Source organism: Nocardia yamanashiensis NBRC 100130, assembly GCF_001613325.1.
GTDB lineage: Bacteria > Actinomycetota > Actinomycetes > Mycobacteriales > Mycobacteriaceae > Nocardia > Nocardia yamanashiensis.
The window spans coordinates 328396-353764 of record NZ_BDCD01000014.1; the positions used below are offsets into that span (position 1 = coordinate 328396).

Here is a 25369-nt window from a genome sequence, read left to right on the forward strand (position 1 = left end):
GTATCCACAAGATCAGTGAACAGAGATGGGAGCCCCATGATCCGCCTTCGTCGCCGCCGCCGGTCGCTCGCGATCTGGTCCGCCTTGATGATGGCCGCCGCCGCGCTCGTGGGGGTGACCATGCCCGCGTCCGCCGCCGCGGAGAACGGGACCTTCTTCGTGTACGGCGATTACCTCGTGCATGACGCGACCACGGTGGTGTGCGCCGGCCACGCGCGCGAAGCTGTGAGCGCACCCGTCCTGGCCTGACCGCCGAGTCGCGAGCGCCTAGTACCGGCCGCGGGCGGCGCGGCACCCGGCCATCCCACAGGCCTCCCCGACCCTGGCATTACCGACTCCGGCATGCCTGTTCCGGCGCAGCCCAATCCGTCATTCCGGCGTGCTGTTGGCAGGAATCTCACTGCGGCACGTGAGATCCCGGCCAAAAGCACGCCGGAATGCCGACGGGCACGCCGGAATGCCGAGGGGGCGTGACCCACGATGACGGACCGCGCACACGCCGATTTCCGCACGCTGCGCGGAATTGCATTGCACGCAAGCATGCACGACGCGCCAGGCTCGGGAGTCGTTGGGCGCGTGGCCGGTCGCGACACGCCACGCCACGGGACCGATCGGCGCGTAATTACCGCGTCACGGCGCCGGGCGCGGTCACTATATGGACGAACTGTCTTTGGACCACCCGTCCGCATACGAACGGAGCACCATTGATAACCCCTCTTCATTTGCGCCGCCGATCGGTCGCGCTCGGATCCGCCTTCGGTATCGGCGCGGCCGCGCTGGTCGCCGTCGCGGCGCCGTCCGCGCAGGCCGCGGCGGGCGCGGCCTGCCGGATGGACCGCACCCTGGACACCGTCACCTACACCTGCCCGGACGACGGGCACTGGTACGCGGCGGTGGTGCAGTGCCTGGGCACCCGCAAGGTCGGCAACGGACAGCAGACGCCGTTCTACATCGTGGGCGACTCACCGCGGCCGATGATGCCGATGACCATCGAATGCACCGGCGACGGCAAACAGGGCGTCGTGTTCAATTCCTGGACCGAAGGGCCGTTCTAGTCGCTTCAGGCGCTCAGGCGCGAGTCCAGCTCGCGCCCCAGCGCCGCCGCGAGATCGCCGCGCTCGCCCACCTCGACGGTGTCGAGTTCCAGCCAGTCGGCCATCTCGCGCAGGGCTCGGGCGAGTTCGGCCGCGACGCGGGTGGTGTCGCGGCCGGGCTCGGCGAACGCGCCCGGCACCAGCAGCCGCCCGGTCGCCCGCTCGGCCCGCAGGTCCACGCGGGCGACGAGTTCACCGTCCAGCAGGAACGGGAAGACGTAATAGCCGTGTACCCGTTTGTGTTCCGGCGTGTAGATCTCGATGCGGTAGTGGAAGTCGAACAGCCGCTCGGTGCGGGCGCGGAAGAAGATGAGCGGGTCGAAGGGGCACAGCAGGGCGGCGCCGCGCACCCGGCGCGGGGTGCGGGCGGTGGCGTGCAGGTAGGCGGGTTTGTCCCAGCCGTCCACCCGGACCTGTTCCAGCTCACCGGAATCCAGCAGCTCGGCGATGGCGGGTTCGGTCTGCTTGCCCTTGAGGCGGTAGTAGTCGCGCAGGTCGGTTTCAGTGCCGATGCCGTGCGCGGCGGCGGCGCGGCGCACCAGCTCGCGGATCGCGTCCGCCTCGTCCAGCTCGCGGGCGCGCACCTCGGCGGGGATGACATGCTCGGTCAGGGCGTAATGCCGTTGGAAGCCAACCCGTTTGGGCACGGTCACCTCACCGGCGGCGAACAGGGCCTCGCACACCACCTTGGTGTCGCTGTAGTTCCAGCCCCAATGGTCCTTGGCGCGCGGCCGATCCAGCTCCAGGTGTTTCTCCACCTCGCCGGCGGTGCTGGGCCCGAACTCGGCCAGCACGCCCTTCACCTCGTCGCTCAGGCTCGGATTGCGTTCCAGCACTTGCCGCATCCCGTTCCAGCGCCCGTGCCGGTACTCCGCCATCCGCCAGCGCATGAGCGGCCAGTCCTCGACCGGCAGCAGCGCGGCCTCGTGCGCCCAGTACTCGATGAGCTTGCGCGGGCGGCGCGCGCTGTCGCTCCAGGCCGCCTCGTCCAGCAGCGCCCGATCGTAGGCCCCGATGCGGCTGAAGACCGGCGCGTAGTGCGCGCGCACCACCGCCGACACCGAATCCAGCTGGAGCAGCCGGGTGCTGTCGAGGACCTTGAGCACGGTGCGCCGGTTCGGCGGCGCGCTGGGGCGGGCGGCGGCGAACCCCTGGGCGGCGAGCGCGGTGCGGCGCGCCGCGGCGACCGTCATGGTCGCGGTGCGAGAAATCGACACACTGGCACCATGCCATGTCCCACCGACAGAAAAGTTCGATACAGTCGTGTATCGAACCACTACACACCTAGGAAATGGGCATGATCGAGAATCCGGATGTCATCGTCGTCGGCGCCGGTCTGGCCGGTCTCGTCGCCACTCACGAGCTGGTCAAGGCGGGTCGCCGGGTACTGGTGCTGGATCAGGAGAACCGCGCGAACCTGGGCGGCCAGGCGTTCTGGTCGCTGGGCGGGCTGTTCTTCGTGGACAGTCCGGAACAGCGGCGGCTCGGTGTGAAGGACTCCCTCGAGCTGGCTCTGCAGGATTGGTACGGCTCGGCCGGCTTCGACCGCGAGGACGAGGACCACTGGGCCCGGCAGTGGGCGCGCGCCTACGTCGAATTCGCGGCCACCGAGAAGCGGCAGTACCTCCACGATCTCGGCCTGCGGGTGACGCCGCTGGTGGGCTGGGCCGAACGCGGCGGGGCGAGCGCGGACGGGCACGGCAATTCGGTGCCGCGCTTCCACCTGACCTGGGGCACCGGGCCGGAGGTGGTGCGAGTCTTCCTGGAGCCGGTGCTCGAGGCCGAGCGGCGCGGTCAGGTCGGATTCACGTTCCGGCATCGGGTGGACGAACTGGTCGTCACCGATGACGCCGTCACCGGCGTGCGCGGCAGCATCCTGGAAGCCAGCGACGCCGAGCGTGGGGTGGCCTCGTCACGGGAAGTGGTGGGCGAGTTCGAGTTCGGCGCCCAGGCCGTCATCGTGACCTCCGGCGGCATCGGCCACAATCACGAACTGATTCGCCGCAACTGGCCGGTGGACCGGCTCGGCCCCTGCCCCGAGCACATGATCTCCGGCGTGCCCGCGCACGTGGACGGGCGCATGCTGGGCATCACCGAGGCGGCCGGCGGGCGCATCGTGAACCGGGATCGCATGTGGCACTACACCGAAGGCATCCACAACTGGGATCCGGTCTGGCCCGACCATGCCATCCGCATCATTCCGGGTCCGTCGTCGCTGTGGTTCGACGCCAATGGCAAACGGCTGCAAGCGCCGAATTTCCCCGGCTTCGACACCAATTCGACCATGAAGGCGATCCTGTCGACCGGCTACGACTACTCGTGGTTCATTCTCACCCAGTCGATCATCGAGAAGGAATTCGCGCTCTCGGGTTCGGAGCAGAATCCCGATATCACCGGCAAGGACCTGAAACTCACCCTGCGCAGCCGCGTGGCCAAGGGCGCGCCCGGCCCGGTGGAGGCGTTCAAGAAGCACGGCGTGGATTTCGTGGTCGCCGACAATCTCGCCGAACTGGTAGCGGGCATGAACAAGATCGCGCGCGGGCCGCATCTGGATCCGGCCGAGATCGAACGCCAGATCGTGGCGCGCGATCGCGATGCCGAGCACAAGTTCAGCAAGGACGCGCAGCTGATGGCGATCGGCAACGCGCGCCGCTACCTGGGCGACAAACTGGGCCGGGTCGCCACCCCGCACCGGATTCTCGATCCCGCGCACGGCCCGCTGATCGCGGTGCGGTTGAACATCCTGACCCGCAAGACCCTGGGCGGCTTGCAGACCAACCTGGATTCGCAGGTCATGCGCCCCGACGGCACCCCGTTCCCCGGCCTGTACGCCGCCGGCGAGGTGGCCGGTTTCGGCGGTGGCGGCGTACACGGCTACAACGCCCTGGAGGGCACCTTCCTGGGCGGCTGCATCTTCTCCGGCCGCGCCGCCGGTAAAGCGCTGGGCCGCAGCCTGAAGTGACGGAAACGGTTGCCGCCCAGGCTTTTCAGAGCCTGGGCGGCAACCGTGTCACGCCGCCACGAACCAGCGGTAGCAGTCCTTGCGCAGCAGCAACGCCAGCACGGTGCCCGAGGCCATCACGCCGATCAGCACCGTGAAAGGTCCGACCCCCGAGGGCATTTCGGCCGATACCAGCGTGAACACCCCCAGAAACGCTTGCAGGCTGGCCAATCCCAGCGCCGCCACCCACACCCAGCGCGAGCGCACCCCGAAAAGCAGTGCCACCCCGCCGGTCACCAGCGCGGCCGCGAAATGTCCCAGGCTCCCCGCCATTTCGCCCAGGCCGTCGGTCACGGCCAGCAGGCCGTGCAGTATCGCGAATCCCATTGCGGCCAAAGCCGCGTACCGAGTTTCCCGCACCTGCGCGGGCAGCCCCATCTCGGCACTATCACGGCGAAGCATCCGGACCAGGCCGGAAATTCGCTCGGAAATCGAAGCAGGAACACCGTTTCCCGCATCGGCCGGCGAGATATCGATCTCGTCGACCACAGCCGCGTGCGAACTCACAGCACTCCTCATCGAGCGTCAAATGCGATGCGCCCCCTGCGAACGCATCGCCCTGACGCTAACCAGATGAATGGAGCGCGAACAATCTCCGCGGCCAAGTTATGGCCATGACCACAGTCCATAGCCGGGGCCGCAAACAGTGAAACCCCTCACTCTGCGACCGCAGAAATCTACTTGTCGTCCATGGGGATCGGCGGGATCACCGGGAACTCTCCGGTGTAGCCCTCACGCATCTTGGCTATGGCCAGCACCCGCTTGCGGGCCACCAGCCAGCCGATCGCCAAGGCGGGCACGATGATCACCAGACTGCCCACGGTCCAGGTGCCGACCGGCTTGTCGAACGCCATCAGGATCAGCACCGCGAAAAGGAAGACCAGGGTGGCGATTCCGGTGTAGGGCGCGCCCCACATGCGGAACGCCGGACGCTGCGCCTGCCCCTGCTTCCACCAGTACCAGAGCTTGAGCTGGCACAGCACGATGGTCGCCCAGGACGCCAGGATGCCCAGCGACGCCACGTTCAGCACGATCTCGAACGCCTGCTCCGGCACGATGTAGTTGAGCCAGATGCCGAACAGGGCGATACCGCTGGTGAGCAGGATGCCGCCGTAGGGCACACCGGCCCTGGACATGCGCGCGGTGAATTTGGGGGCGCTGCCGTTCATGGCCATCGAGCGCAGGATGCGGCCGGTGGAGTACAGGCCGGCGTTCAAGCTGGACAGCGCGGCGGTCAGCACCACGAAGTTCATGATCGAACCCATGTGCGCCACACCGAGTTTGGAGAAGAAGGTGACGAACGGGCTCTCCCCGGCCTTGTAGGCGGTGTAGGGCAGCAGCAGCGCCAGCAGGATCACCGAACCGCAGTAGAAGACCGCGATCCGCACGATGACCGAGTTGATGGCGCGCGGCATGATCTTGGCCGGGTTCTCGGTCTCGCCGGCCGCGATGCCGACCATTTCGACTGCGGCATAGGCGAACACGACGCCCGAGGTGACGGTGATGAGCGGCAGGACGCCGGTCGGGAACCAGCCGCCCGCATCGCTGACCATGCGGAAGCCGGTCTCCTGGCCGTCCACGGTGAAGCGGCCCGCGAAGAACACGGTGCCGACCACCAGGAAGGTGAGCAAGGCGAGGACCTTGATCATGGCGGCCCAGAACTCCATCTCGCCGAACCATTTCACCGAGGCCAGGTTGATGCCGAGCACGATGACCAGCGCGCCCAGCGCCAGGATCCATTGCGCCACCGGCTGGAACGGGCCCCAGTAGTGCAGATAGGTGGCGACGGCGGTGGTGTCGACGATGCCGGTCATGGACCAGTTCAGGAAGTACATCCAGCCGGCCACGAATGCGGCCTTCTCACCGAAGAATTCGCGCGCGTAGGAGACGAAGGAGCCCGAGGACGGGCGGTGCAGCACCAGTTCGCCGAGCGCGCGCAGGATGAAGAAGACGAAGATGCCGCAGATCAGGTAGACCAGGAACAACGCCGGTCCGGCGCTGGCGAGGCGGCCGCCCGCGCCCAGGAAAAGGCCGGTGCCGATGGCGCCGCCGATGGCGATCATCTGGAGCTGCCGCGGCTTGAGGGCCTTGTGGTAGCCAGCATCCTCGGCATTGAGGCTGGTGGCAGTTGTCCGGGTCTCGGTCATACGCCGGTTATTCCTCCGCAATCGTGTTTTGAGGCGATTCGACACTACCTTGCCGTTTGCTGTGGATCACATCGGCGCTCCGTAAGAACCACATTCGCGACGAAGAAGCACATCAAGCACGCTTGAAATTCCATGGTGCGAGATAGCTGTCTCGAAGCCCGGACATCGGTACCGGTTCCGGACCGGCGGAATCCGGACATCACCCCGCTCGGGGGTGACAAACTCCCGCCCGCGCGTCGCGACGGGGCTAGAGTCCGATCATGAGGCGCTCGCGACCGCGGACCTGGGGCGGCGCTGCCGCTGCCCTGCTGCTCCTGCTCGGATTGGCCACGGCGTGCTCGTCGGGTTCGGATACCGCGCAGGGTTCCTGCGTGACCGCCCCGAACGGCACGCCCATCTCGGCCCGGGCCACCGGCGGCGGTCCCACCACCACGAACCTGAGTCAGCGGCCCGAGATCGCCTCGGGCTATCGCACCGGGATGAAACCGGTGCACACCGCCAATTTCGCGGTCTCCACGGCCAATCCGCTCGCCACCGAAGCGGCCTGCCGGGTGCTGCGCGACGGCGGGACGGCGGCGGACGCGCTGATCGTGGCGCAGACGGTGCTGGGGTTGGTGGAGCCGCAGGCGTCGGGGATCGGGGGCGGGGCGTTCCTGCTGTACTACGACGCGAATTCCAAGACCCTGGACGCCTACGACGGCCGCGAGACCGCGCCGGCGGCGGCGAACAACGACTACCTGCGCTGGGTCAGCGACGCCGATCGCACTGCGCCGCAACCGAATGCGCGCGCCAGCGGACGGTCCATCGGGGTGCCGGGGGCGCTGCGGCTGCTAGAGCTCGCGCATCGCGAACACGGTAGGCAGGCGTGGAAGGATCTGTTCGGGCCCGCGATCTCCCTCGCGGATCAGGGATTCCAGATCAGTCCGCGGCTGGCCGGGCAGATCGCCGAGTCCGCCGCCGACCTGGCGCGAGACGAGAACGCCAAGGCGTATTTCCTGCAGGCGGACGGAACCGCGAAGACGGCGGGGACGACGCTGAGCAATCCGGCCATGGCCAAGACGCTGGGGGCCATCGCGACCGACGGGGCGAATGCCTTCTATACCGGGGCCATCGCCGCCGATATCGTCGACGCCGTCGCCACCACGGCGGGCGGGCGCACCCCCGGTCTGGTGTCGCTCGCGGATCTGTCGAACTATCAGGCGAAGAAGCGCACCGCGGTGTGCGCGCCGTATCGCACCCATGAGATCTGCGGTATGCCCAATCCGTCCTCGGGCGGTATCGCGGTCGCGGCGACCCTGGGCATTCTCGCCAATTTCGACCTGTCCGCGCTGCCGCCGGACGACGTGGCCGGTGACTCGAACACCGCGCGCAATGGCGGTAAGCCCAAAGCCCAAGCGGTGCACCTGATCTCGGAGGCCGAGCGCCTCGCCTACGCCGACCGCGACAAATACGTCGCCGATTCGGATTTCATTCCGCTGCCGGGCAATTCACCCCAGACGCTGCTGGACCCGAACTATCTCAAAACCCGTTCGGCCCTGATCGACCCCAACCGCAGTATGGGCACCGCCCAGCCCGGCGACTTCGGCCCGGTCCCGCTCGGCACCGGCCCGCAACCGCCCGAGCACGGCACCAGCCACATCTCCGTGGTCGACAGCTACGGCAATGCCGCGTCCATGACCACGACGGTCGAATCCGCCTTCGGCTCCTTCCACGTCGTCGACGGCTTCGTCCTCAACAACCAGCTCACCGACTTCGCCGCCGAACCCCTCGGCAAGGACGGCCTGCCGGTAGCCAACCGCATCGACGCCGGTAAACGCCCCCGCAGCTCCATGGCCCCCACCATGGTCTTCGACCGCTCCGGCGACGGCGCCCGCGGCCAGCTCGCCTACGTCACCGGCTCCCCCGGCGGCGCGGTGATCATCCAATTCGTCGTCAAAACCCTGGTGGCCATGCTCGATTGGGGCCTCAACCCCCAGCAGGCCGTCTCCATGGTCTCCTTCGGCGCCGGCAACTCCCCCACCACCAATGTCGGCGGCGAACACCCCGCCATCGACCCCACCGACAACGGCGACCACGACGCCCTCGTCCAAGCCCTGCGAAAACTAGGCCACACCGTCTCCGTCACACCGCAATCCAGCGGCCTGTCCGCCCTGGCCCGGGAACCGAACGGCTGGGTCGGCGGCGCGGACCCACGCCGGGAAGGCGCGGTACTCGGCGACAACCACTAGTTCCGTTCAGCCCGCCTTGCGCAGGCGGGCGATGCGGTACACCGGATCGGGACGAGCCCGATCCGGTTCGGGCAACGCCGCGACCCTGGCCGAAAGGTCTTCGGCGGCAGCGTTATCCAAACCCCGGTACCAGTCGAACTGCGGGATCTTCCGCAGCAGTTGCCGCGGCGACCAGCCTTGGCCGTGCCCGACATAGCTGGTTTCCCCATCGCTGTCGAGGCCGTTGCGATGGCCGGAAGCGGTGAACGCGGCCCACGCGTCGGTGTTCTCGGGCAGCGCGGCGCGCTGCGCCGGTTCGAGCACGGCGGACAGATCGCTCGGGACCGCGTACATGGCGAGGTTCTTGTCGACGGTCGCCACCACCACGCCGCCGGGTCGCAATACCCGCGCCGCCTCGGCCACCGCCCGGTCGGCGGTCTCGGCATCCACCAGATGCAGCAGCCACATGAAGATCACCGCATCGATCGTGCTGTCGGCCAGCGGTAATCGCGTCGCGTCCGCGCGGACCGCGGCGCCCCGCAGACGCGGGCGCGCGTACGCCAGCATGCCCGCAGAGAGATCCACCCCGAGCACGGTGCGGTTCGGTGCGTGCAGCCGGGCGCTGACGATTCCGGTTCCGCACGCCACGTCCACCACCGTCCGCGTGTTGCGGGGCAAGAGGGTACGCACCGCCGCGGCCGCGGCTTCGGCGCGTTCCTCGCCGCCTCGGGTGCGGTCGTAGTTCGCGGCTTCGGCGTCGTAGTCGAGCATGAACCGATCATGCTGGATCGGGCCCGGCTGATCGCGCTCGATCGGTCCTGATTCCGGGCCGATCGATTCCTCCCCGCTGGAAGAGGGGCCTATTCGTGGCCGGTGTATTTCGCGCCGAGTTCGCGGAAGCGGTCCATGGCCTCGGCGGCGCGGAGCTTGTCGTTGCGGCGGATGGCCAGGAGGGGGACGTACTCCTCGTGCACCAATTCCAGGCGTGCCCAGGACTTCTTGTCCGGGAAGGAGATGCCGCGGATATCGGGCCAGCGGAAGAGGTTGTCGCCGACGATATTCCGGACCTGGACGCCCTGCGCGCCGACGCGCACGCGCGGGCGGGTGAGCAGCAGCACGGCGCCGCCCAGCAGGAAGCCGAAGACCGCCATGGCGATCTGATCGGAGATCCGGAAGTTCACGCCGGTGGAGCCGACGCGCAGGAACACGCCGGCGAGGGTGAATCCCACGGCCAGTACGGCCGCCACGATCCGGGCGGTCAGCACCGACTGGTGCGGGCGGATCTCCAGGTCCCATTCGCCGGTGCTCGCGGATTCCGGCGGCGCGGGGTTCGGGGCGGCGGATTCCGGCTTGGCGGTTGGCATTTCGGGGTTACCGGCCTTCGGTTCGGCGGCAGGGTCGCGGGGCGGTTCCTCGGAACCGCCGCCCCGCTTCCAGATCCGGACGACTGGCATGGTCAGGCGAGCTGACGCAGCTCGCGCAGGGTCAGGGCGGCGTCCAGTGCGGCCGCAGCGGCCTGCTCGCCCTTGTTCTCCACCGAACCGGGCAGGCCGGCGCGATCGAGAGCCTGCTGTTCGGTGTTGACGGTGAGCACGGCATTGGTGACAGGGGTGCCCTCGTCGAGGGAGACCCGGGTCAGGCCGGCGGTCACCGAATCGCACACGTACTCGAAATGCGGTGTCTCCCCGCGGATCACGACGCCCATGGCGACCACGGCGTCATGGGTGCGGGCCAGCGCCTGGGCCACCACCGGCAGCTCCATGGCGCCCGCGACGCGGACCACGGTGATATCGGCGACGCCCGCCTCGCGCGCGGTCTTCTCCGCGTTGGCCAGCAGCGCGTCGCAGATCTCGGTGTGCCAGCGCGAGGAGACAAGGGCCAGTTTCAGGTCCTTGGCATCGGCGAGCTCGAATGTCGGTACGCCGGTACCGCTCATCGGTTTCCGCCCTTCCCGGTAATCGTCGGTGTGCGTGTCAGTGCGCGGTCTCGCCCAGGTCGAGATCGTCCAGGCCGACCAGGTCGTGGCCCATGCGATCCCGCTTGGTGCGCAGGTAGTTCAGATTGTGGTGATTGGCGTGCACCGGCATCGGCACCCGCTCGCTGATGCTCAGCCCATAACCCTCGATGCCCGCGCGCTTGTCGGGATTGTTGGTCAGCAGGCGCATCGAGGTGATGCCCAGGTCCGCGAGAATCTGTGCGCCGGTGCCGTAGTCGCGGGCGTCGGCAGGCAGGTTCTGGGCGGTATTGGCGTCCACGGTGTCCAGGTTCTCGACGTCCTGGAGCTGGTAGGCCTGCAGCTTGTGCATGAGCCCGATGCCGCGGCCCTCGTGCCCGCGCATGTAGAGCACCACGCCGCGGCCCTCGTCGGCCACCAGCTTGAGCGCGGCGTTCAGCTGCGGGCCGCAATCGCAGCGCAGCGAACCGAACACGTCACCGGTGAGGCATTCGGAATGCACGCGCACCAGCACGTTCTCGCCCTTGCCGCTGGGGCCCGCGAGATCGCCCATGACCAGGGCGACGTGCTCGGAGTCGTCGTACTCGGACTTGTAGCCGATGGCCCGGAAGTCGCCGTACTCGGTCGGGATCTTGGCCTCGGCGACGCGCTCGACGTGCTTCTCGTGGCGGCGCCGCCACTTGATGATGTCGGCGATCGAAATCAGCGCGAGGTCGTGCTCGTCGGCGAAGACGCGCAGCTCCTCGGTGCGCGCCATATCGCCCTCGTTCTTCTGCGACACGATCTCGCAGATGACGCCGGCGGGGCTGAGCCCGGCCATCCGGGATAGGTCGACCGCGGCCTCGGTGTGGCCGGGGCGGCGCAGCACGCCACCGTCCTTGGCGCGCAAGGGAACCACGTGGCCCGGGCGGGTCAGATCGTCGGACTTGGCGTTCGGATCGGCCAGCACGCGCATGGTGGTGGCGCGGTCGGCGGCCGAGATGCCGGTGCTGATGCCCTCGCGGGCGTCGACGGCGACGGTGTAGGCGGTGCCGTGCCGGTCCTGATTGACCGCGTACATGGGCGGCAGGCCCAGGCGGTCGCAGTCGGCGCCGGTGAGCGGCACACAGATGTAACCGGAGGTGTAGCGGATCATGAAGGCCACGAGCTCGGGAGTCGCCTTCTCCGCCGCGAAGATGAGGTCGCCCTCGTTCTCCCGGCCCTCGTCGTCGACAACGACGACGGCCTTACCGGCCGCGATGTCGGCGACTGCGCGCTCGATGGTGTCGAACCTGGTCACGTCTGTTGTGCTCCATCTCGAATTAGGTGCCCACTTACAGTAAGGCAGTGGCCCTGCCCGTTTTGCGCCGCCTCCGGCGCGAGCGCGGATCAGCCGCGCTGGGTGAGCCGTTCGACGTACTTGGCGATGACGTCCACCTCCAGGTTCACGGTGGTGCCGACCGGCGCGGTGCCCAGCGTGGTGAGCGCGCGGGTGGTGGGGATGAGGGAAACCTCGAGCCAGTCCTTGCTGCCGTCGGCGGCCGCTTCCGCGGCGATGCCCAGGCCGGACACGGTGAGCGAGATGCCGTCGATGGTGATGGAGCCCTTCTCGACCACATAGCGGGCGAGGTTGTCGGGCAGGGAGATTCGCACGACCTCCCAGTTCTCCGAGGGGGTGCGGGACAGGATGGTGCCGGTGCCGTCGACGTGACCCTGCACGATGTGCCCGCCGAGACGGGAGTTGACGGCGGCCGCGCGCTCCAGGTTCACCCGGGAGCCGACGCCGAGTCCGCCGATGCTGGAACGGTTCAGGGTCTCGGCCATGACGTCGACGGTGAAGGTGTCGCCCTCGACCTTTTCGTCCACCACGGTCAGGCAGACGCCGTTCACCGCGATGGAAGCGCCGTGAATGGCATCGGAGGTGACGATCGGCCCGCGAATGGTGAGCCGCGCCGCGTCGGCCAGCTGCTCGGAGGCGACGATCTCGCCCAGCTCCTCCACGATGCCAGTGAACATGCCCAACCTCTCCGTCGTCACGGCCCGACCACCGGGCCCGCCGCTTGCGCCAACAGCGCGTACCGGCGGCGGTATTCCCCGGCGCGGCGGCTGTCCCCACCAGCCTAACGACGCCCGGTCGTAGGCGACATGCGGCCTTGTTCACTGGAGCGTTCGGAACCATTGGGAGCGCAATAATGCGAGAACCGAACCGGCGGACGCAAGATTGTCCGAATTACTCGGATCGCCCGATTGAAATGTCGGAATTTCTCGACTCGGCGAATTGACCGACAGGTGCGCAATCGTGCAGTTGTACCCAATTCCGACTCGCCTACACCAAAATCTTGCGCATCGGCGAAAATGGTCGCAAGATTGTTATGCAGCTGATTCCTACCGTTCAACTTCCCCAGTCGTTCCGCGCAGGAAGGTTGGGCCCGATCGGGCCGGATCCAGGTGGACCACAACACAATTGGGAGTGCAGCGTGACCACGCTTCTCGATTCGACACTCGAAGTTCGCTGTGTCCAGTATCGACGCGAATTTCATCTGCCGGCATCGATAGATCCAGCCTCACGCCACATCCTGCTCGACATAGGCAGCCGTTACGGCGCCATCACCATGCCGGCCGAACTCGGCGAGCGCGTCCAGCAGCGGCTGGCGCAAGCCGAACTGGCCGGGCCCGTCGTACATCATCCCCGGGCCCGGCGCTGGACCTTCATCACCGGCCCGGCCCGCGCGGACACGCTCAGCACATCCGTGTCCGCCGCCCTGTTCCGGCTATACGCCACCGTCGCCTGCACCGGCGCGCAGGTCGTGCTCCCCTCCGCCGACGACGAGCGGACCGGATACCGCACCTGGATCCAGTCGCCCGAGGCCGTGTCCGCGGTGCCGCCGCTGGAATCGGTGGTCGAGGCCCTGCTCGGGCGCTGACGGCGGGCCGGGTTACTCGGCGGTGGCGGCCTCGGCCGCGATCACCTTCTGCCGCAAGGCTTCCACCGTCGCGGCCGGATCCGGGGTGCCGTACACGGCCGAGCCCGCGACGAAGCAGTCCACGCCCGCCTCGGCCGCCTGCTCGATGGTGTCCATCTTGATGCCGCCGTCGATCTCCACCACCAGGCGCAGCGCACCGGAGTCCACCAGATTGCGGACCACGCGCGCCTTCTGCAGCACCTCGGGAATGAAGGACTGCCCGCCGAAACCGGGTTCGACGCTCATCACCAGCAGCGTGTCGAACTCGCGCAGGATCTCCAGATACGGCTCGATCGGGGTGCCCGGCTTGACCGAGAGCCCGGCCTTGCCGCCCGCGGCGCGGATATCGCGCGCCACCGCGATCGGATTGTCGGTCGCCTCGGCGTGGAAGGTGACGTTGTAGGCGCCCGCCTCCGCGTACGCCGGCGCCCAGCGCTCCGGGTTCTCGATCATCAGATGGCAGTCGAGGGGAATGTCGGTGACCTTCAACAGGCTTTCGACCACCGGCAGGCCCAGGGTCAGGTTCGGCACGAAGTGGTTGTCCATCACATCGACATGCACCCAGTCGGCCCCCGCGATGGCCCGCACCTCATCGGCGAGGTGCGCGAAATCCGCGGACAGGATGGACGGGGCGATCATCGGCGCGGGCCGGGTGAACGGGGAGGATGAGGTGCACACAGGCCGAAGTGTATCGGCCCCGATAGCACACGCGGCACGGAGGCGAACACCGCGAATGCGCTGATTGCCAGGCAGTGGAATGGGTAGCCTTCTCAGGGTGATCAATATTTCGGCGGAACAAGGATTGCGCGCCACCCCGGTCGAGATCGGTGTCGCCGCATCCGTCTCCCAGTTGCCCATCGTGCGCGGACTCGCCGAAACCTTGGTGCTGCTCAGCGATTTCACCCTCGACGAGGTGGCCGATATCCGGCTCGCCGTCGACGAGGCGGCCTCCACGCTCATCGCGCTGGCCGTCCCGGGCTCCACGCTGCAGTGCCGGTTCACCGTCGGCGATACCGAACTACTGGTCCAGGTCAGCGGGATCGCGAGCGCCGAAGGCCTACCGGATCAGCGCAGTTTCGGCTGGCATGTGCTGCGCACGCTGTCCGACGAAGTGACCGCCACCCAAGGTGAGTTCGATCCGGCGCGCGCCGGATATCCGACGACAGTGGAATTCCGGCGGGGCCGGGGGAAGGCGTAGTGACCGACGAGGACATCGTGTTCACCTCACCGGATACCCCCCAGCCCGACCCGTCCGAGGATCGGGAGGCCGACGCGCGCGTGAACGGCGGCGCGGAAGACGCGGCGCCGCAGCCCGATCGGACCGGCGGCGAGAGCCCGGCCGCCGAGGCCGGCAACGGCAATGGCGAAGAGAACGGCGACGAGGACGCCGCCGAGGAGACCATCGACACCGAGGAAGCCGAGGAGGTCGCGCGCAGCGTCTCCGGCTACGACGATGTGGCGCTGCTGTTCGAGGAACTGGCGGCGGCGGAACCGAATTCGGCGCGGCGGGCGGCGCTGCGCTCGCAGCTGATCCATCGCTGCATTCCGCTGGCCGATCACATCGCGCGCAAGTTCAGCGGGCGCGGTGAGCCGTTCGACGATCTCACCCAGGTGGCGCGGGTCGGGCTGGTGCACGCGGTGGACCGGTTCGATATCGGGCGCGGGTCCAACTTCCTGTCGTTCGCGGTGCCGACCATCATGGGCGAGGTCCGGCGGTACTTCCGGGACAACACCTGGGCCATGCGAGTCCCGCGCCGGGTCAAGGAAACTCATCTGCGCATCGGCGCGGCCATCGACGCGCTGTCACAGCAGCTGGGGCGCTCGCCGACGGCCAAGGAGATCGCGGCCCAGCTCGGCATCGACGCCGACGAGGTGACGCAGGCGGTCATCGCCGGGAATGCGTACCAGCCCAGTTCCATCGACGCGGTGTCGGTGGGGCGGGATACCGAGGCGTCGCTGCTGGATACGCTCGGTGAGGAGGAATCGCAGTTCGATCGGGTCGAGGAGTATGTGGCGATCCGGCCGCTGCTGGCCGGGCTGCCCGAACGCGAGCGGCGGATTCTGACCATGCGATTCTTCGAATCCATGACGCAGACCCAGATCGCGCAGCAGATGGGGATCTCGCAGATGCACGTCTCGCGGATTCTGGCGAAAACCCTTGCGCGGCTGCGGGAGCAATCGGCGCGCGAGTGAGTCCGCCGGGACGGTCCGGCGGCGCCGACGATGCGGTCGGGGCGGTCGGTATCGTAGATTGCGCACAACCATGATCACCTCGCCGGAACGCAAAGGGGTCGGTGTTGTCCCAGCAACTACCGTTCGAGTCGCTCTATCGCCATGGGTTCGCGCGGGTCGCGGTGGCGGTGCCGCCGGTGCGGGTGGCCGATCCGGCGTTCAATACCGAGCAGACCATCCAGCTGGCGCGGCGCGCGGCCGAGGCGGGGTCGGTGTTCACGGTGTTCCCCGAACTCGGATTGTCCAGTTATACGGCTGACGATCTGTTCCAGCAGGATGCCCTGGACGCCGCGATCGAGGACGGCTTGCGGCGGATAGTGGCCGAGAGCACGGAGATCGGCACCGTGCTGGTGGTGGGGGCGCCGGTGCGCGCGCAGGGGCGGTTGTTCAACTGCGGCATCGTGATCGCGGGCGGGCGGGTGCTCGGGGCGGCACCCAAGAGCTATCTGCCGAACTATCGCGAGTTCTACGAGAAGCGGCAGTTCGCGGCGGCGCGCGAAGCACTCGACGATCAGATCGAGATCGCCGGACAGCGGGTGCCGTTCGGGGACGATCTGCTGTTCACCGCCGCCAATCTGCCCGGGTTCGTGGCGCATCTGGAGATCTGCGAGGATGGGTGGGTGCCGTTGCCGCCCAGTGGATTCGCGGCGCTGGCCGGGGCGAACGTGCTGGTGAATCTGTCGGCCAGCAATATCGTGGTCGGCAAGGCGGACTATCGGCGGACGCTGTGCACGGGGCATTCCGCGCGCTATCTGGCCGCCTACCTGTATTCGGCGGCGGGACACGGTGAGTCGACCACCGATATGGCGTGGGACGGGCAGGCGGTGATCTGTGAGAACGGGAATCTGCTGGCCGAGGGGGAACGGTTCGCCGATCATCCGCAGCTGGTGACGGCCGATCTGGATCTGCAACGGCTGGCGGCGGATCGGCTGCGGATGACCAGTTTCGCCGACAATGTGCACGATCATCGGGAGCGGCTGGCGCGATTCCGGCGCATCGAACTGGAATTGCCGATTCCGTCCGGACCGGTGGCGCTGGAGCGCGAAATCCCGCGCTTCCCTTATGTTCCCGCCGATCCGATCAGCCGCAACGAGCGCTGCGCCGAGGTGCACAGCATTCAGGTCGAGGGGCTGGCCACCCGGTTGCAGGCCACCGGGTCCAAGCATGTCGTGATCGGCGTGTCCGGTGGTCTCGATTCCACGGTCGCGCTCATCGTCGCCGCCAAAACCATGGACCGCCTGGGGCTTCCGCGCGCGAATGTGCTCGCCTACACCATGCCCGGTTTCGGCACCGGCGAACGCACCCTCGCCGACGCGCGCGAACTCATGGTCGCGGTCGGGGCCACGCCGCACGAAATCGATATCCGCCCGTCCGCCACCCAGATGCTGCGGGACCTGAAACACCCTGCCGCCGAGGGCATTCCGCAATACGACGTCACCTACGAGAACGTCCAGGCCGGCGAACGCACCTCGCACCTGTTCCGCCTGGCCAATATGCACAATGCCCTGGTGATCGGCACCGGCGACCTCAGCGAACTGGCGCTCGGCTGGTGCACTTTCGGCGTCGGCGACCACATGGCGCACTACAGCGTGAACGCCTCGGTCCCCAAAACCCTCATCAAATACCTGGTGGCCTGGACCATCGACACCGACGGCCTCGGCGAGAAAGCCTCCCGCGTCCTGGAATCCGTGCTCGCCACCGAGATCTCCCCCGAGCTCATCCCCGGCGACAGCACCGCCCCCATCCAGAGTTCCGAAGCCACCGTGGGCCCCTACGAACTCCAGGACTTCCACCTCTACCACCTGCTCCGCTTCGGCGAACGCCCCAGCCGCATCGCCTATCTGGCCCACCACGCCTGGTCCGACCGCACCCGCGGCTCCTGGCCCGACCTGGTCACCCCCGACCAGCAACACGAATACGACCTCCCCACCATCAAACACTGGCTGGCCGAATTCCTCCGCCGCTTCATCCAAACCAGCCAATTCAAACGCTCCACCCTCCCCAACGCCCCCAAAGTCGGCTCCGGCGGCTCCCTCTCCCCCCGCGGCGACTGGCGCGCCCCCAGCGACGCCTCGGCAGCCGCCTGGCTGGACGAACTGGCCCGCAACGTACCGGACGTCTCGATGCCGGAATCGCGGCCGTAAATCGTTTGAGAGACTGATCGGTCGTCCGATACTGTCGGCACTACTTCCGGTGCGGAAGTCCAGGGTTACTTCACATTTGCGATGAGATTCCGTACCCTGGACGGCTATTTCTCGGGAGCACAACTTCAGAGCGTGAAACGCCCGGACGCCCGGGCGATTCCATCCTCGCATCGAGTCCTGGTGCGCAGGTGGGGGATACTTCACTGTTAATCAACCGGTCGCGGGTTCGAATCCCGCAGGGGGCTCTGCTTCCGTAGCTCAGCTGGTAGAGCAGTTGGCAAAATTCCCTCACCGACTATTTCTCAGGACTCCCGCGAACGCTCCGGCCATGTGCTCTCTCGCTACGAAAAACAAAGGGGGGACTGCCATGGCGAAGTTCAATACCAGCGGCGTCCGCGCGGTCGCGCAGGGGCCGATCCGGACCGATTCCAGCGCGACCGGCGCCACGCACGAGGGCGGGGCCGGTTACGCACGGGACGCGAAGTCCGAACTTTTTCTGCTCGCCGTCACGAACATGGTTGGCGAGAACACCTTCTACGAGGCTGCGGGACAGCGTGATTCGCGGTTCGTGGCGCTCGTTCGCGAGGTCGCGCCGACCGATCTCGAGTGGCTGACCCGGTTCGCGCGCTGGCTGCGGCTGGAGGCGAACATGCGGTCGGCAGCGCTGGTGCTGGCCGCCGAGGCCGCGAAGGCGAGTGTCGAGGCCGGGCAGGCCGGGAGCCGCGGCATCGTGAACACGGTGCTGCAGCGTGCCGACGAGCCCGGGGAGTTCCTTTCCTATTGGATCGGGCGCTACGGCAAGCAGCTGCCGAAGCCGGTGAAGCGCGGTGTCGCCGATGCGGCCGCGCGGTTGTACAACGAGAAGTCGTATCTCAAGTGGGACAGCGATTCTCGTGGTGTGCGGTTCGCCGACGTCATTCAGCTGACGCATGCGCAGCCGCGGAGCGATCGGCAGTCGGCGTTGTTCAAGCATGCGATCGAGCAGCGTATCGGTGTGGCCGAGGGTGTCCCGGAGTCACTGAAGGTGCTGCGGGCCAACGCATCTCTGCGGGCGCACGACGCGGAGACGATCCGTGGCATGGCTCGCTCCGATGAGCTCGCCGCGCATCTCTCGACGGCGGGCGTCACCTGGGAGGCGATCCCGTCGCTGGTGAACGGCCGCTGGACCAAGGAACTCTGGGAGTCGATCATCCCGTCCATGGGATACGCCGCCCTGCTGCGGAATCTGCGCAACTTCGACCAGGCGGGCGTCGGGGACGAGGCCGCGGCGAAAGTCGCCGCGCGCCTGGCGGATCCGGAGCAGGTCGCCACGTCCCGGCAATTGCCGATGCGATTCCTGTCGGCCTACCGGGCGGCGCCGTCACTGCGCTGGAGCTACCCGCTCGAGCAGGCGCTGGACGCCGCGGTCGCCGCCATCCCGGAACTCGCTGGGCGCACCCTGATCCTGGTGGACACCTCCGGTTCGATGCGCACGGGGTTCTCCAAGGATGGCACGCTGAAGCGCTGGGATGCGGCCGTGGTGTTCGGGCTCGCGCTGGCACGCCGCTGCGCGCATGCCGATCTGATCTCCTACTCCAACCACACGCTGCGCTTTCCGCTGCAGCCCGGCGAGTCCCTGCTGCGGGCGGTCGGCCGGTGGCAGAGCGACGGCTTCTTCATCGGCGGCGGGACCTCGACCGCACGGTCGGTGCGGGATACGTTCGACCGGCACGACCGAGTCATCGTTCTCACCGACGAGCAGACGGCCGTCGGCGGCGACCCGGGTTCGGCCGTTCCGGCGTCCGTGCCGCTGTACACCTGGAATCTGGCCGGCTACCAGCACGGTCACGGGGCCGGCGGGGCGAACCGCCACACCTTCGGTGGATTGAGCGACAAGGGATTCGACCTGATTCCGCTGCTCGAACGCGGGCGCGATACCGGCTGGCCCTTCTAGCCGGGCTGCCGAAGCGGCCGGGTAGGTTCGGATGCATGGCAGATCGTGCCGCGGGATCACAGGAGCCCGCCCTCCGGATCCGGGACTATCGCGCCGCGGACAAGGCGTATTGCCTTCGACTGATCGAAGGCAATACGCCCGAGTTCTTCGCGCCGGACGAGATCGCGGAGTTCGCCGCCTTCCTCGAGGATCCACGGTGCGCCTATTACGTCGTCGAGGCTGGCGGCGAGGTCGTCGGCTGCGGTGGCTGGGTGGTGCGGGCCGACGGGAGCGCCTCGCTGTGCTGGGGCATGGTCGAACGGTCCCGCCATCGCTCGGGCATCGGGTCGTACCTGTTCCGGGAACGGCTGCGCCGGATTCGCGCGGACGGCACTGCCTCGCACCTCTTGCTCGTGACCAGCCAGCATTCCCGGCCGTTTTTCGAGCGCATGGGATTTCAGGCGACCGGTGTCGAACCGGACGGGTTCGCGGCAGGACTCGACTCGGTGAACATGAGGCTCGAGCTGCGATAGCGCCACGAACGGCACCGTGCCCGGCCCTCGAGGGGACCGGGCACGGGCCGGTATCTCCGCCTTGGTTATTCGGCTTCGAGGGGCTTGCGCAGGGCCGCCAGGAACATGGCGTCGGTGCCGTGGCGGTGCGGCCAGAGTTGGGCGCCGGGGCCGTCGCCGAGGTCGGGGACGCCGGGGACCAGGTCGCGGGTGTCGAGTTGTTCGGCGCCGGTGCGGCGGACCATGTCGGCTACCACCGAGACGGTTTCCGGGAGGTGCGGGGAGCAGGTCGAGTAGACGACCACGCCGCCGGGGCGGACCAGATTCCATGCGGCATCGAGCAATTCGCGCTGCAGGGTGACCAGGTCGCGGACGTCGGAGGGCTGGCGGCGCCAGCGGGCTTCCGGGCGGCGGCGCAGGGCGCCCAGGCCGGTGCAGGGGGCGTCGACCAGGATGCGGTCGAAGCCGGGGGGCAGGCCGCTGTCGCGGCCGTCGGTGACGTGCACGTCGACCGGCATGCCTTTGGTGGCCTGGCGCACCAGGTCCGCGCGGTGCTCGGCCGGTTCGATGGCGTCCACGTGGAAGCCGTCGATATCGGCTAGCGAACCCAGCAGGGCCGTCTTGCCGCCGGGGCCGGCGCACAGGTCGAGCCAGCGGCCGCCGTCCGCGCCTTGCAGGGGTGCGCGCGTAACGGCCAGTGCGACAAGCTGACTGCCTTCGTCCTGAACGGCCGCCATGCCTTCCCGCACCGGTTCCAGCTTGCCCGGGTCGCCGCCGTCGAGATACACCGCGTACGGCGACCAGCGGCCTTCCTCGCCACCGGTCACCAGAGCGAGTTCCTCGGCGCTGATCTCACCGGGCCGCGCCACCAGATGCACCGCGGGCCGCGCGTCATCGGCCTCGAGCACGTCCTTCAACTCCGCGGCCCGCTCCCCCAGCGCATCCGCGAACGCTTGCGCGATCCACTCCGGATGCGCGTATTCGAACGCCAAGTGCCCCAAGGGATCCCGCGGCGCGAGCTGTTCGACCCATTCCGCTTCGGTCTTCTCCGAGACGCGCCGCAGGACCGCGTTCACGAACCCGGCCTTGCCCACGCCCGCTTCGGCCCGGACCAACGCCACCGAGGTGTCGACGGCCGCGTGCGCTCCGATCCGCGTCCGCAGCAGCTGGTATGTGCCCAGTCGCAACACATCCAGCAGGTTCCCGTCGATCTCCGCGACCGGCCGTCCCGCCCCCGCCTCGATCACCGCATCCAGCAGGCCTTGCGACCGGCAAGCCCCATAGGTCAACTCGGTGGCCAGCGCCGCATCCCGCCCACTGATCCGTCGCTCCCGCAGCAACCCCGGTAGCACGAGATTCGCATACGCGTCCCGCTCCCGCACCGCCCGCAGCACATCCCGCGCCACGGTCCGCACCGGATCGCCGCCCTGCTCCTGCTGCCGAGCCCCGCCGGTCCCCCGGCCACCCTGCTTTCCTCCGGCGCCGCGAGGCTCATCGCTGCCCCGCCGATCCCCACGCGAAACGAACCCTTGCCGGTCATCACGATCGCGGCCGCCCCGTCCAGTACCCACGGCACCGGCCTTCCGGTCCCCGCCACGCGCCCCGAACCCCTTGCGGGCATCAGGATTCCGGTCATTACCGGTCGCTTCACGGTCGCCACCGCGACCGCCACGCTGGTCGTTACCGCGGCCGCCACGCTGGTCGACACCGGAATCGCCGCGGTCGAAACCCCCACGCCCGCCGGACTGTTCGTCCCGGTCACGGCGACCCCAGTTCCCGTCCCCGCGACGGTCCGAGCCGCCACCGGCGCCTGGCCGGTCGCCACTGCGCCGAGCTTCGGACCGCCCGAAACCCCCGCCGGACCGATTGCCCTCGCGGGGCGCATATCCCCCACGATCCCCACCACCGCGCCGATCGTCGGCCGAGCCGCCGAAGCCTCCACGATTCCCGGAGTTTCGCTCACCGGAACCAGAGCCGGCGAAGTCACGGCCGCCACGAGATGCGAAGTCGCCGCGGTCATCACCGCGCGGCGCGGAGCCGCGGCGGTCATCACCGCGCGGCGCGGAGCCCCGGCGGTCGTCACCACGCTGTGCGGAACCCCGGCGATCATCACCGCCTGCCGCGAAGCCACGACGATCGTCGCCGCGCGCACCAGACTCACGCCGATCATCACCACGCGGCGCGAAACCGCGGCGGTCGTCACCACGCGGTGCGGAGCTGCGGCGGTCGGTATCGCGGGCGATGGGGTCGCCCTTGCTGGTCGCGGCGGCGGGGCGGACGCCGCCGAAGCCCTTGCGGGGGCGGGGGTTCGGGGTGTCGCCGGTGTTGTTCCGGTGGTCGGCCGGATCCGTGGGCTCACGTCGATCTTGGGTCACCGCAGCGCCTTTCCACTCGGGGCGGCCGCCTGGCGGCTCGCTCGATCACGGGATTCGTCCTCGCGGCGGGAACCGCCGGAGGGGGTGCGGCGCGGTTCTCCGCGGGTGCGCCCGGTGAGATCACCGAGCGCCGCGCGGCCGCCGATACGTCGCTGGTCAATTGGTTGCCCCCGGTCGGGGCGGCTCACTCGAACACCACGACTGATCGTCGGTGGGTTTCGAGTTCCGGGCGGTTCACTCGAACACCGCGCCCGGTTGCAGGCGGGCGCCGCGCGCCCAGTCGAGGGCGGGCATCATGCGTTTGCCGGGGGGCTGGACTTCGGTGAGGCGGACCGCGGTGGTGGCGGTGCCGAGGTAGACGCCGGTTTTGCGGACGTCGACGGTGCCGGTGGGGAGGGTTTCCTCGAGCATTTCGACGGGGGCGAGTTTGAGGCGTTTGCCGTCGAATTCGGTCCAGGCGCCGGGGGCGGGGGTGACGGCGCGGATGCGGCGCGAGATGGCGAGGGCGGGCTGGTCCCAGCGGATGTGGGCGGCCTCGACCTCCACCTTGGGGGCGTAGGAGATGCCTTCGGTGGATTGCGGGACCGCTTGCAGCGCACCGGCTTCGATACCGTCGAGGGTGGATTCGAGCAGGACCGCGCCGCTGTGGGCGAGGCGATCCAGCAGGACGCCCGCGGTGTCGGTGACCTTGATGGTCTCGGTCATGGTGCCGTAGACGGGGCCGGTGTCGAGGCCCTTCTCGATCAGGAAGGTCGCCGCCCCGGTGATCTCGTCACCGGCGAGGATGGCCGACTGCACGGGGGCCGCGCCGCGCCAGGCGGGCAGCAGCGAGAAGTGCAGGTTGATCCAGCCGTGCTTCGGAATCGCCAGCACCGATTCGGGCAGCAGCGCGCCGTAGGCGACCACCGGGCAGCAGTCGGGCGCCAATTCGGTGAGCTGGGCGATGAATTCGGGCTCCGACGGCCGGCGCGGGGTGAGCACGGGGATACCGTGCTCGTCCGCCAGCAGGCCGATCGGCGACCGGGTCACCTTGCGGCCCCGCCCGGAGACCGCATCCGGCCGGGTCACCACGGCGACCACATCGTGATTGGCGGATTCGATGAGCCGCCGCAGCGAGGGCACCGCCGGTTCGGGCGTGCCCGCGAAAACCAGACGCATCAGCGACCCCGTTCCTGCGCCGCGGCCTTGCGCCGGCCACTGATCTCGGAGGCGGGCAGCGTGGTGACTCCCGCGGTGAACCAGGAGGATTCACGCAGCGTCCGCATCGCCTCCTTGCGGGTGGCCGGATCGAGCCGCTGCAGGAACAGGATCCCGTCCAGGTGATCGGTCTCGTGCTGCACGCAGCGCGCCAGCAGCCCCTCGGCCCGGAACTCGACCGGCTTGCCGTCCACGTCCACGCCGCGCGCGAGCACCGCGTTCGGCCGCGTAACGTCCTCGCGCACACCGGGAATCGACAGGCAGCCCTCCGGCCCGGTCTGGGTCTCCTCCCCCAGCACCTCGAACACCGGATTCACCAGATGCCCGGCCGCGTCCCCGGTGTCGTACACGAACACCCGTAGCCCGACCCCGATCTGCGGCGCCGCCATCCCGACCCCACCGGTCTCGTACATGGTGTCGGTGAGGTCGGCTACCAGCTGGCGCACCTCCTTGTCGAAGGTCTCGACCTCCGCCGCGCGAGCGCGCAGGATCGGATCGCCGAACAGGCGGACAGGCTGGATGGTCACGGGCGACTCCCGGTCATGAATGAATACGGTCGTCTCATTTTACGGACATCGCGGGCCGCGCCGATCAGGAGTGCGCGGCTTCCACCACTTCTTTGATGCCGGTGCCGAGCTGCACGGGCGTGCAGACCGGGGCCACCGCGTGCTCCGGATCGAGGGTGTTGACGACGGTCCGCAGCACGAACGGGTCGTAGACCATGTGGAAATGACCGGTCAGATCGTCCGGGCAGAGATTCTGCAGCACCAGATTGGTCGCCCCCGCGCCCTTGAGCGCGATGTTGTCGAACGGCTGGATCATCTCGTCCACCCGGCTGCCGAGCGTGGTGTAACGCACACCCGGCACGGTGTCGCCGCCGGCGTTCAGCGCCTTGATGTAGGGCGAATCGGCGGCCTGCTGGATGGCGGCGGTCGAGGTCGCGATCTCCACGACGGTGAAGATGAACGGCGCCGCGTAGGCCACCGGCACCAGGCCGTACATGACGCCGCCGTAGCTGGGCGAGGCCACGCCGACCCATTGGCCGACCTTGGGCGCGCCGCCCAGTTTGTTGATCCAGTAGCGAGTCACGCTGGCGCCCTGGGAGAAACCGACGATATCGACCTGCGCCGCGCCGGTAGCGGCGAGCACCTGGTCGACGAACTCGCCGACCTGAGCCGAACTGGCCCAGATGTCCTCGGTGCCGTAGCTGGTCTTACCGGCCTTGCCGCCGTAGTTGAGGGCGAAGACGCAGAAGCCGGCGTCCTTCAGTTGCGGGCTGAGTGCCGCCCAGTCGGAATAGGCCGAGGAGTCGGTGCCGTGCGCCAGCACGACCGGGCGCGGATGTTCGGCACTGGGCTTGCAGCCGAAGTCGTTGGCGCCCTGGGGCGCCGCGTCCGGATGGTCCTTCAGATATTTCGAGGCGCCCAGGTGATCGGTTTGCACCGGGCCCTGATGCAGTGGCACGGTGACCACCGACGCTCCGGCGATCGCGCCCGGTTCGGCGCCCGCCGGGCCCGAACCGCTCGGTAGTGCGGCGGCCCCGATGACGGCCGCCATTGCCATAACCCCCGCCGGTGCGAACCGACGCACTCGCGTCCGTTTCGCCCGACTCCCTTGTCCCATGTCACAATTCGCCACGGGGCCCTGTTGTC

General features: G+C 68.5%; 23 protein-coding genes. 10 read left to right on the forward strand and 13 right to left on the reverse strand.

Annotation, left to right across the window (positions count from 1 at the left end):
- Window positions 1-36 precede the first annotated feature (36 nt).
- On the forward strand, window positions 37-249 hold the full coding sequence (locus tag NY1_RS16190; protein WP_067713273.1) for a hypothetical protein: 213 nt from the start codon (window positions 37-39) through the stop codon (window positions 247-249).
- A gap of 455 nt (window positions 250-704) precedes the next feature.
- Complete coding sequence (locus tag NY1_RS16195) at window positions 705-1055, forward strand: hypothetical protein (protein WP_157762268.1); 351 nt, start codon at window positions 705-707, stop codon at window positions 1053-1055.
- 5 nt (window positions 1056-1060) lie between these two features.
- Here the strand turns inward: NY1_RS16195 and NY1_RS16200 are convergent, their stop codons facing one another.
- The gene (locus NY1_RS16200) at window positions 1061-2287 is read right to left on the reverse strand and encodes a winged helix-turn-helix domain-containing protein (protein WP_067713281.1); all 1227 of its coding nucleotides are present in this window, start codon (window positions 2285-2287) and stop codon (window positions 1061-1063) included.
- A 104-nt stretch (window positions 2288-2391) separates the two neighbouring features.
- On the opposite strand from NY1_RS16200, the gene NY1_RS16205 reads away from it, so the two are divergent.
- Window positions 2392-4056 (forward strand): FAD-binding dehydrogenase, encoded by a 1665-nt coding sequence (locus tag NY1_RS16205; RefSeq protein WP_067713650.1) that lies wholly within the window; start codon window positions 2392-2394, stop codon window positions 4054-4056.
- Window positions 4057-4104: 48 nt separating this feature from the next.
- Here the strand turns inward: NY1_RS16205 and NY1_RS16210 are convergent, their stop codons facing one another.
- Together NY1_RS16210 and NY1_RS16215 are read right to left on the reverse strand one after the other, a co-directional pair.
- Window positions 4105-4602 (reverse strand): hypothetical protein, encoded by a 498-nt coding sequence (locus NY1_RS16210; protein ID WP_067713284.1) that lies wholly within the window; start codon window positions 4600-4602, stop codon window positions 4105-4107.
- Between the two features lie 170 nt (window positions 4603-4772).
- The gene (locus NY1_RS16215; protein ID WP_067713287.1) at window positions 4773-6242 is read right to left on the reverse strand and encodes an amino acid permease; all 1470 of its coding nucleotides are present in this window, start codon (window positions 6240-6242) and stop codon (window positions 4773-4775) included.
- 260 nt (window positions 6243-6502) lie between these two features.
- Here NY1_RS16215 and NY1_RS16220 point away from each other — a divergent pair, with 260 nt between their 5' ends.
- Entirely contained in the window at window positions 6503-8470 is a 1968-nt protein-coding gene (locus NY1_RS16220; protein ID WP_067713290.1) for a gamma-glutamyltransferase family protein, read from the forward strand.
- A 6-nt stretch (window positions 8471-8476) separates the two neighbouring features.
- Here the strand turns inward: NY1_RS16220 and NY1_RS16225 are convergent, their stop codons facing one another.
- The 5 genes from NY1_RS16225 to NY1_RS16245 all read right to left on the reverse strand — a co-directional run bounded on the left by NY1_RS16225 (window position 8477) and on the right by NY1_RS16245 (window position 12398).
- Window positions 8477-9220, reverse strand: coding sequence for a class I SAM-dependent methyltransferase (locus NY1_RS16225; protein WP_067713293.1), 744 nt, complete (start codon window positions 9218-9220; stop codon window positions 8477-8479).
- A gap of 89 nt (window positions 9221-9309) precedes the next feature.
- A complete protein-coding gene (locus tag NY1_RS16230) occupies window positions 9310-9813 on the reverse strand; it encodes a PH domain-containing protein (RefSeq protein WP_084535038.1) in 504 nt (167 codons plus the stop codon).
- A 92-nt stretch (window positions 9814-9905) separates the two neighbouring features.
- Complete coding sequence (gene ribH, locus NY1_RS16235) at window positions 9906-10385, reverse strand: 6,7-dimethyl-8-ribityllumazine synthase (RefSeq protein ID WP_067713295.1); 480 nt, start codon at window positions 10383-10385, stop codon at window positions 9906-9908.
- 37 nt (window positions 10386-10422) lie between these two features.
- Complete coding sequence (locus tag NY1_RS16240; RefSeq protein ID WP_067713297.1) at window positions 10423-11682, reverse strand: bifunctional 3,4-dihydroxy-2-butanone-4-phosphate synthase/GTP cyclohydrolase II; 1260 nt, start codon at window positions 11680-11682, stop codon at window positions 10423-10425.
- An 89-nt stretch (window positions 11683-11771) separates the two neighbouring features.
- On the reverse strand, window positions 11772-12398 hold the full coding sequence (locus NY1_RS16245; RefSeq protein ID WP_067713300.1) for a riboflavin synthase: 627 nt from the start codon (window positions 12396-12398) through the stop codon (window positions 11772-11774).
- 461 nt (window positions 12399-12859) lie between these two features.
- On the opposite strand from NY1_RS16245, the gene NY1_RS16250 reads away from it, so the two are divergent.
- Window positions 12860-13306 carry a hypothetical protein gene (locus NY1_RS16250; RefSeq protein WP_067713303.1) on the forward strand — a complete coding sequence of 149 codons (447 nt, stop codon included), beginning with the start codon at window positions 12860-12862 and terminating at the stop codon, window positions 13304-13306.
- A gap of 12 nt (window positions 13307-13318) precedes the next feature.
- Here the strand turns inward: NY1_RS16250 and rpe are convergent, their stop codons facing one another.
- On the reverse strand, window positions 13319-13984 hold the full coding sequence (rpe, locus tag NY1_RS16255; protein ID WP_067713655.1) for a ribulose-phosphate 3-epimerase: 666 nt from the start codon (window positions 13982-13984) through the stop codon (window positions 13319-13321).
- A gap of 136 nt (window positions 13985-14120) precedes the next feature.
- Between rpe and NY1_RS16260 the strand changes: the two genes are divergently transcribed.
- The 5 genes from NY1_RS16260 (at window position 14121) to NY1_RS16280 (ending at window position 20166) form a co-directional block, all read left to right on the forward strand.
- Window positions 14121-14543, forward strand: a complete 423-nt coding sequence (locus NY1_RS16260) for an ATP-binding protein (protein WP_067713305.1) — start codon at window positions 14121-14123, stop codon at window positions 14541-14543.
- A 203-nt stretch (window positions 14544-14746) separates the two neighbouring features.
- Window positions 14747-15538: a SigB/SigF/SigG family RNA polymerase sigma factor gene (locus NY1_RS16265; protein WP_067713657.1), complete on the forward strand. Its 792-nt coding sequence runs from the start codon at window positions 14747-14749 to the stop codon at window positions 15536-15538.
- Between the two features lie 104 nt (window positions 15539-15642).
- Window positions 15643-17721, forward strand: a complete 2079-nt coding sequence (locus tag NY1_RS16270) for an NAD(+) synthase (RefSeq protein ID WP_067713660.1) — start codon at window positions 15643-15645, stop codon at window positions 17719-17721.
- A 367-nt stretch (window positions 17722-18088) separates the two neighbouring features.
- Entirely contained in the window at window positions 18089-19654 is a 1566-nt protein-coding gene (locus tag NY1_RS16275) for a TROVE domain-containing protein (RefSeq protein WP_067713308.1), read from the forward strand.
- Between the two features lie 35 nt (window positions 19655-19689).
- Window positions 19690-20166: a GNAT family N-acetyltransferase gene (locus NY1_RS16280; RefSeq protein ID WP_067713311.1), complete on the forward strand. Its 477-nt coding sequence runs from the start codon at window positions 19690-19692 to the stop codon at window positions 20164-20166.
- 65 nt (window positions 20167-20231) lie between these two features.
- Here NY1_RS16280 and NY1_RS16285 read toward each other — a convergent pair whose 3' ends face one another.
- The 4 genes from NY1_RS16285 to NY1_RS16305 form a co-directional block, all read right to left on the reverse strand.
- A complete protein-coding gene (locus NY1_RS16285) occupies window positions 20232-21716 on the reverse strand; it encodes an RsmB/NOP family class I SAM-dependent RNA methyltransferase (RefSeq protein ID WP_084535015.1) in 1485 nt (494 codons plus the stop codon).
- A 1038-nt stretch (window positions 21717-22754) separates the two neighbouring features.
- The gene (gene fmt / locus NY1_RS16295) at window positions 22755-23678 is read right to left on the reverse strand and encodes a methionyl-tRNA formyltransferase (RefSeq protein ID WP_067713317.1); all 924 of its coding nucleotides are present in this window, start codon (window positions 23676-23678) and stop codon (window positions 22755-22757) included.
- Window positions 23678-24244, reverse strand: coding sequence for a peptide deformylase (gene def, locus NY1_RS16300; RefSeq protein WP_067713321.1), 567 nt, complete (start codon window positions 24242-24244; stop codon window positions 23678-23680). Before def ends, fmt begins: the two co-directional genes overlap by 1 nt.
- Window positions 24245-24308: 64 nt before the next feature.
- Window positions 24309-25274 (reverse strand): esterase/lipase family protein, encoded by a 966-nt coding sequence (locus NY1_RS16305; RefSeq protein ID WP_439956014.1) that lies wholly within the window; start codon window positions 25272-25274, stop codon window positions 24309-24311.
- Window positions 25275-25369 lie beyond the last annotated feature (95 nt).